9 protein-coding genes are annotated in these 7,527 nt (G+C 72.5%); all 9 read right to left on the bottom strand.

The window, feature by feature from the left end:
* Window positions 1-80: 80 nt before the first annotated feature.
* Entirely contained in the window at window positions 81-1,268 is a 1,188-nt protein-coding gene (gene metK / locus AB0G16_RS37895; protein WP_362815722.1) for a methionine adenosyltransferase, read from the bottom strand.
* Between the two features lie 197 nt (window positions 1,269-1,465).
* Window positions 1,466-1,834, bottom strand: a complete 369-nt coding sequence (locus AB0G16_RS37900; RefSeq protein WP_362815723.1) for a hypothetical protein — start codon at window positions 1,832-1,834, stop codon at window positions 1,466-1,468.
* A 91-nt stretch (window positions 1,835-1,925) separates the two neighbouring features.
* On the bottom strand, window positions 1,926-3,158 hold the full coding sequence (coaBC, locus tag AB0G16_RS37905) for a bifunctional phosphopantothenoylcysteine decarboxylase/phosphopantothenate--cysteine ligase CoaBC (RefSeq protein WP_362815725.1): 1,233 nt from the start codon (window positions 3,156-3,158) through the stop codon (window positions 1,926-1,928).
* 9 nt (window positions 3,159-3,167) lie between these two features.
* The gene (gene rpoZ, locus AB0G16_RS37910; protein ID WP_344896629.1) at window positions 3,168-3,431 is read right to left on the bottom strand and encodes a DNA-directed RNA polymerase subunit omega; all 264 of its coding nucleotides are present in this window, start codon (window positions 3,429-3,431) and stop codon (window positions 3,168-3,170) included.
* An 11-nt stretch (window positions 3,432-3,442) separates the two neighbouring features.
* Window positions 3,443-4,033 carry a guanylate kinase gene (gene gmk / locus AB0G16_RS37915; RefSeq protein ID WP_362815734.1) on the bottom strand — a complete coding sequence of 197 codons (591 nt, stop codon included), beginning with the start codon at window positions 4,031-4,033 and terminating at the stop codon, window positions 3,443-3,445.
* Between the two features lie 173 nt (window positions 4,034-4,206).
* Complete coding sequence (gene mihF, locus AB0G16_RS37920; protein ID WP_344896626.1) at window positions 4,207-4,530, bottom strand: integration host factor, actinobacterial type; 324 nt, start codon at window positions 4,528-4,530, stop codon at window positions 4,207-4,209.
* Window positions 4,531-4,805: 275 nt separating this feature from the next.
* Complete coding sequence (gene pyrF, locus AB0G16_RS37925) at window positions 4,806-5,519, bottom strand: orotidine-5'-phosphate decarboxylase (protein ID WP_362815728.1); 714 nt, start codon at window positions 5,517-5,519, stop codon at window positions 4,806-4,808.
* Entirely contained in the window at window positions 5,516-6,490 is a 975-nt protein-coding gene (locus AB0G16_RS37930; protein WP_362815730.1) for a dihydroorotate dehydrogenase, read from the bottom strand. Before AB0G16_RS37930 ends, pyrF begins: the two co-directional genes overlap by 4 nt.
* Window positions 6,480-7,313: a dihydroorotate dehydrogenase electron transfer subunit gene (locus AB0G16_RS37935; RefSeq protein WP_362815732.1), complete on the bottom strand. Its 834-nt coding sequence runs from the start codon at window positions 7,311-7,313 to the stop codon at window positions 6,480-6,482. The genes AB0G16_RS37930 and AB0G16_RS37935 overlap by 11 nt, the downstream gene beginning before the upstream one ends.
* Window positions 7,314-7,527 lie beyond the last annotated feature (214 nt).

A 7,527-nucleotide genomic window follows, 5' to 3' on the forward strand; every position in this document is an offset into this window, starting at 1 on the left:
GCGGCGTGCACCAGCGCGGCCAGCAGCGTCAGTGCGTCGCGCACGGCGGCGTCGGCCGGGGGGAAGGGGCCGGGCGTGGGTCAGAGACCGGCCGCGGTGCGCAGGGCGTCGGCGCGGTCGGTGGACTCCCAGGAGAAGCCCTCCCGGCCGAAGTGGCCGTAGGCGGAGGTGCCCGAGTAGATGGGGCGGAGCAGGTCCAGGTCGCGGATGATCGCCGCCGGGCGCAGGTCGAAGACCTTCAGCACGGCTTCCTGGATCTTGTCGACCTCGGTCTTCTCGGTGCCGAAGGTCTCGACGAAGACGCCGACCGGGTGGGCCTTGCCGATGGCGTAGGCGACCTGGACCTCGGCGCGGTCGGCCAGGCCGGCGGCGACGATGTTCTTGGCGACCCAGCGCATGGCGTAGGCGGCCGAGCGGTCGACCTTGGACGGGTCCTTGCCGGAGAAGGCGCCGCCGCCGTGGCGGGACATGCCGCCGTAGGTGTCGACGATGATCTTGCGGCCGGTCAGCCCGGCGTCGCCCATGGGGCCGCCGATCTCGAAGCGGCCGGTCGGGTTGACCAGCAGGCGGTAGCCCTCGGTGTCGAGCTCGAGGCCGGCCAGGACCGGGTCGACCACGTGCTCCTTGATGTCGGGGGCGAGCATCTCCTTGAGGTCGATCTCGGCCGCGTGCTGGGTGGAGACGACCACGGTGTCCAGCCGGACCGGGCGGTCGCCGTCGTACTCCACGGTGACCTGGGTCTTGCCGTCGGGGCGCAGGTAGGGAACCGTGCCGTCCTTGCGGACCTGCGACAGGCGCTCGGCCAGGCGGTGGGCGAGCTGGATCGGCAGCGGCATCAGCTCGGGGGTCTCGCGGCAGGCGTAGCCGAACATCAGGCCCTGGTCGCCCGCGCCCTGGCGGTCGAGCTCGTCGTCGGCCTCGCCCTCGCGGTTCTCGTAGGCGTCGTCGACACCCTGGGCGATGTCGGGCGACTGCGCGCCGATGGAGACCGAGACGCCGCAGGAGGCACCGTCGAAGCCCTTGTGCGAGGCGTCGTAGCCGATCTCGAGGATCTTCTCCCGGATGAGGCCGGGGATGTCGACGTAGGTCTCCGTCGTCACCTCTCCGGCGACGTGAACCTGACCGGTGGTGATCATCGTCTCGACGGCGACCCGGCTCTTGGGGTCGCCCTTGAGCATGGCGTCGAGGATCGCGTCGCTGATCTGGTCGGCGATCTTGTCGGGGTGGCCCTCTGTGACCGACTCGGAGGTGAAAAGACGACGGGACAAGTCAGTGGCTCCTCATGCAGCGGCTGCTGGCGTCTGGGGGCTCTGGCGTCGGCACGACACCAGTAGCGCTCCGCGAAGTCTAACCGCACCCGTGTCGGCGCCGCGAAGTCGTCCCGGATCGTGTCGCTGGAAATTTCTCATGCCCGGAAAATCCGGGATGACATAGATCCGGCCGCGGGCCGGGGGGTGCGGGGATGTCACAGGTCCGGCAGCGGGTCGGGGGGCAGCGTCTCGGGCGCGAAGACCTCCGCGTCGGCGGCGCAGATCACGGCGGCGTACTCCTCCTCGATCTCGAACACCATCCCGCCGAGCTCGATGGCCGTGCCCGCCGAGAACTCCGGCGGGCCGAGGCGGGTGCGCCGCGCGTGGGTGGCGTACACCGAGACCGGCGCGTCACGGTCGAAGAAGCGGGTGGCGAGCACCCGGATGGTGCGGTCGGTGACCACGATGAGGAAGGTCGCCATGCCGGGCGCGCCCACGGAGAGCGCCGGCAGGACGTAGTGGATCTCCTCCCCCGGGGGGAGCAGCGCACGGCATCGGGCTCTGACCGCGGCGGTGACCGGCATGATCGGTACCCCTCCGACTGCGACGGCGCAGGTCATCTCGGAGGAAGTATCCGTCGGCGGATGGGCCGCGGCAAGGGGTGGTGAGGGGCGGTCAGGCCAGTCGCGCCACGACGAGGTCCCAGACCACGTCGGCCAGCGCCTCCTTGGGACCGCGCGGGATGTCGGTCCGCTCGCCGCCCGCGCCCAGGACCACGGCCGCGTTGTCGGGGGTGCCGAAGGCGAGGTTCTCGCCGACCTGGTTGACGACGAGCAGATCGCACCCCTTGCGGGCCAGCTTGGCCCGCCCGTTGGCGAGGACGTCGTCGGTCTCGGCCGCGAACCCCGCGATCACCTTCGGGTACGGCTTGAGGCCCTCGCGCCGCCGCTCCCCCAGCTCCGCAAGGATGTCCGGATTTTTCACCAGATGGATGGCCTCGGGGTCGGCCGCGCTCTTCTTGATCTTCGATCCGCTCCGGGCCGCGGGCCGGAAGTCGGCGACGGCGGCGGCCATGACCACGACGTCGGCGCCCTCCACCGCCTCCAGCACGGCGGCGCGCAGCTCCAGGGCCGACTCGACCCGGACCACCTCGGCCCCCGCCGGGTCGGGCAGGGCGACGTTGGCGGCCACCAGCGTGACCTCGGCGCCGCGGGCGAGCGCCGTACGGGCGAGGGCGTACCCCTGCAGGCCCGAGGAGCGGTTCCCGATGAAGCGGACCGGGTCGATCGCCTCGCGGGTCCCCCCGGCGGAGATCACCAGACGGCGGCCGGCCAGGTCGGCGGATCGCCCGCCCAGGACGCGCCGGCAGACCTCGAAGATCTCCTTCGGGTCGGGCAGACGGCCCCGGCCGCTGTCGGAGCCGGTCAGGCGGCCCACCGCCGGGTCCAGGACGATCGAGCCGCGCTCGCGGAGCGTGGCCACGTTGGCGCGGGTGGCGGGGTGCTCCCACATCTCGGTGTGCATGGCCGGGGCGAACACCACCGGGCAGCGCGCGGTGAGCAGGGTGTTGGTCAGCAGGTCGCCGGCCAGCCCGTGGGCGGCCCTGGCGAGCACGTCGGCGGTGGCCGGCGCGACGACCACGAGGTCGGCGCCCTGTCCGATGCGGACGTGCGGCACCTCGTGCACGGACTCCCACACGTCGGCGGTGACCGGGTTGCCGGACAGCGCCGCCCAGGTGGGCTCGCCGACGAAGCGGAGCGCCTCCCTGGTCGGGACGACCCGCACGTCATGGCCGGACTCGGTGAACAGGCGCAGCAGCTCGCACGCCTTGTAGGCGGCGATGCCCGCGCTCACGCCGAGGACGACGCTCGGCCGGGCGGCCGGGCCGTCCTGGTCGGGGGTCGGCATGGAGGAGGGTCAGCCCTCGATCGGCTCGGAGGTGAGCAGGCCCTCGCTGACCTCGCGGAGCGCGATGGAGAGCGGCTTCTCCTGCGCGTGGGTCTCGACGAGCGGGCCGACGTACTCCAGCAGGCCCTCGCCGAGCTGGGAGTAGTAGGCATTGATCTGACGCGCCCGCTTGGAGCCGAAGATCACGAGACTGTACTTGCTGTCGACGATGTCGAGCAGGGCGTCGATCGACGGGTTGGTGATGCCTTCGGAGTAGGCGGCGCTGCTTGCCACGTGGATTTCCCCTAGCTAGGTGAACGTCCGAGGCGTGAACCCTCGGGAGCATCAGCCAACAAGGCTATCAGCCGGTGGCACACCTCCCGGACGGACGTGTTGACGAGCGTCACGTCGAACTCCTGCTCGGCCGCCATCTCGATCCGGCCGGCCGCCAGCCGGCGGGCGATGACGTCCTCGGGCTCGGTGCCCCGGCCCCGCAGCCGCTTCTCCAGCTCCGCCCAGCTCGGCGGGGCCAGGAAGACCAGCAGCGCCTCCGGCATGCTCGCGCGGACCTGGCGGGCGCCCTGAAGGTCGATCTCCAGCAGCGTGGGGACCCCGGCTCCCAGCCGCTCCAGCACCGGGCCGCGCGGCGTCCCGTAGCGGTTGCCGGCGAACTCGGCCCACTCCAGCAGCTCCCCCGAGGCGGCGAGGCGGTCGAACTCCTCGTCGTCGGCGAAGAAGTACTCCACGCCGTGGGTCTCCCCCGGGCGGGGCTTCCTGGTGGTCACCGAGACCGACAGCCACACCTCGGGGTGTGCCCGCCGAAGCTCGGCGACGACCGTGGACTTGCCGACGCCCGACGGTCCCGACAGGACCGTCAGACGCCTACCCTCCGGCAGGCCGGTGGGGGCTGACGCCCCCCTCGGACTCCCGGCCGGGGATGTGGAGCGACCGGCCCCGCCCTCGGCGGTTGCCTCCGGAGCCCGACTCCTGTCGGACCACGACGTTCCGGTCACTCCAGACCCCCCATGATGCGCCCCCTGCGGGGTCAGCGTGCTCGTACGAACCGAGACTAGCTCTCGGCCCCGCCGAACTCACGCTCGAGCGAGGCCCGCTGGTTCGTACCCAGGCCCCGCACGCGGCGGGACTCTGCGATGCCGAGCCGCTCCATGAGCTGCTTGGCGCGGACCTTGCCCACGCCGGGGAGCGACTCCAGGAGAGCCGAAACCTTCATCTTGCCGATGACGTCGTCGGCCTGCCCGTCTTTGAGCACCTCAGCCAGAGAGACCGCCCCGTGCTTCAGGCGGTTCTTCACCTCGGCACGCTCTTTGCGTGCCTTGGCAGCCTTCTCTAGGGCTGCGGCGCGCTGCTCAGGGGTAAGGGGAGGAAGAGCCACGCCGGGTCACCTCGAATTTCCTGTCGATGTACTCGGACGGGAAGGGAAACTAGCTGGTCATGGCGCTTCAAGCAACGTCAAGGCCACTTTATCCCCCGAGAAAATCTACTTCGTGACTTTCCGTACTCGTCACCTCGCGCTGTGTGGACGAAACTACGCTCAGGGCCGAGTTTTCCGGGCTTCCGGGCGCTCGCCCCGCACCACGTCCGGGCCGCGTCCCGCGGGCCTCGCGATCACCCGGCACCGTGCCCGGGCCGAGTTCTCCGGGGTCTCGCTCAGTCGTCGCGTCCGGTGGCGACGGACGTCCTGCGAAGGGCCGCGGCGATGCCGGCGGCGGTCGCGCCGGGGTCGGCCGAGCCGGTGATGGGCCGTCCGATCACGAGCAGATCGGCGCCGTCGGCGAAGGCCTGCTCGGGGGTCGCCACCCTCGCCTGGTCCTGGCTCGCGGTCCCGGCGGGCCGGACGCCGGGAGTGATCAGCGTGATGTCCGGGCCGACCTCGGCGCGGACCGCGGCGACCTCGCGCGGTGAGCAGACCAGGGCCTGCGCCCCCGCGCCGACGGCCAGGGCCGACAGGCGCCGTACGGCGTCCTCGGGCGGGCCGTTGACGCCCATCCGCTCCAGGTCGGCCTCGGACAGCGAGGTGAGCAGCGTGACCGCGGCGATCTGGGTGTGCGGCATGGCCTCCACCGCCGCCCGGATCATCGCCGGGCCGCCGCCCGCGTGGACGGTCAGGATGGCCGGCTTGAGCCGGGCCACGGCCCTGGCGGCGCCCGCGACGGTGTTGGGGATGTCGTGCAGCTTCAGGTCGAGGAAGACGCGCACCCCGCTGGCGCCGCGGACCGAGGCGATCACGTCGGGGCCGTAGCGCAGGTAGAGCTCCAGCCCGACCTTGACGGTGGTGACGTGCGGGGTCACCAGACTCGCCCAGCGTGCCGCGGTCTCGAGGTCGGGCGCGTCCAGGGCGACGGCGATGGGTGCGGGCGTCACAGGGAACTCTCCTCAAGATCTGTACGGTGCCGGGTGGACGCCCCCGGCGGGCGGTGGGCCAGCCCGACCGCGTCGGCCAGCCGGTGGAACCCCCGGGCCGCCAGGAGCTCCTCCAGCTCCCGCAGGATGCGCAGGCAGGCGTAGGGGTCGTGGAACAGCGCCGTGCCCACGGCGACGACACAGGCCCCGGCGAGGATGAGCTCGAAGGCGTCCCTGCCGGTCAGCACACCGCCCATCCCGATGACGGGCACGCTGGGCAGGGCCGCGTGGACCTGCCAGACGCAGCGTACGGCCAGCGGCCGGATGGCGGGTCCCGACAGGCCGCCGGTGACGGCCGCGAGCGCGGGCCGCATGGCCTCGGTGTCGATGCTCATGCCCAGCGGATTGTTGATCATCGACAGGGCGTCGGCGCCGCCGTCCACGCACGCGCGGGCGATGGCCACGATGTCCATCACGTCCGGGGAGAGCTTGGCCACCACCGGCACGTCGTAGCGCATCACCGAGCGCACCGAGGCGATCACCTCGGCGCTGGCCGCGCCGTCGCGGGCGAAGACGCGGCCGCGGTCCTCGATGTTGGGGCAGGACAGGTTGACCTCGACGGCGGTGACGCCGGGGGCGTCGGTGAGCCTGCGCGCCAGCGCGGTGTACTCGGCCACGGTGCCGCCGCCGATGGAGACCACGGTCCGCACGCCCCGCTGGGCCAGCCAGGGCAGCTCGCGCTCCAGGAAGGCGTCCACGCCCGGCCCCTGCAGCCCGACGGCGTTGAGCATGCCCGAGGGCGTCTCGGCCATCCTGGGCGTGGGACGGCCCGCCCTGGGGGCCATGGTGATCGACCGGGTGGTCAGCGCGCCGATCCGGGCCAGGTCGAAGAACTGGGCCAGCTCCGAGCCCGACGCGGCGCACCCGGCGGCCGTGGTGACCGGGTTGGCCAGCTCCACGTGCCCCAGGTACGTCCGCATGTCAACCGACATTCCGCGTTCCCCCACCGGGTGCTCCCAGCGCGTCGAACGGGATCGTCCCGACGTCGTCGAAGCGGACGCGCTCGCCCCGGAAGACCGGTCCTTCGACGCACGAGCGCACCATCCGGGTTACACCGTCGTCGCCGATGACCGGCAGCACGCACGTCATGCAGACGCCGATGCCGCACGCCATCCGCTCCTCCACGGCCACCTGGACCGGGATGTCGAACTCGACCGCCACCGCGGTGACGCCGCGCAGCGTCTCCAGCGGCCCGCACGCGTAGACCGCGTCGGCCCGCACGTCGGCGATCACGCCGGGCAGCACGTCGGTCACCCGGCCGCGCATGCCCAGGGAGCCGTCCTCGGTGGTCAGCGTGGTGGTCTCGCCCATCCTCCGGGCGCGCAGGGCGCCGAAGACCCGGTCGGCGGAGTCGCCGCCGAGGACGAAGTCGACGCGGCAGCCGCGCCCCTGGAGGGCGTCGGCCACCGTGAACAGCGTCGCCGACCCGTGCCCGGCGCCGACGAGCACGCACGTCACCGGGTCGCGGGGCAGCGGGAACGGACGGCCGAGCGGGCCCACCAGGTCCAGCGGGTCGCGGGCGCGGCGCTCGGCCAGCCAGGCCGTGCCCGGCCCGCGTACCGCGAAGACGAACTCGACGGTGCCCCCGTAGTCGGGCTTGACGTCGTGGACGGAGAAGGCCCGGCGCGTCAGCATCGACGTCGTCGGCCCGCCCACGGCCACCCCGACGAAGTGGCCGGGGCGGAAGCGCTCGGCGATGCCGGGCGCCACCACGGTCAGCGCATGGTAGGCGTCGACGCGGCGCGTCGTCAGCACCGTGCCCGTGACCTGTACCGGAGTAACAGGCGTCTTTCTCACCTCCGACTACGCCACACCGGCCCCGCTCCTCGGACGTCTCCCGGCCCCTCGTTCAGGCGCCTCTCAGCTGCCTGGCGTGCTCCTGCAGGGACCGCACGCCGATGTCCCCGCGGACGATCGCCTGGATTCCCTGGACGGCGGCGGCCAGGCCCTGGACGGTGGTGATGCAGGG

Source organism: Streptosporangium sp. NPDC023615 (assembly GCF_040640155.1).
Lineage (GTDB): Bacteria > Actinomycetota > Actinomycetes > Streptosporangiales > Streptosporangiaceae > Streptosporangium.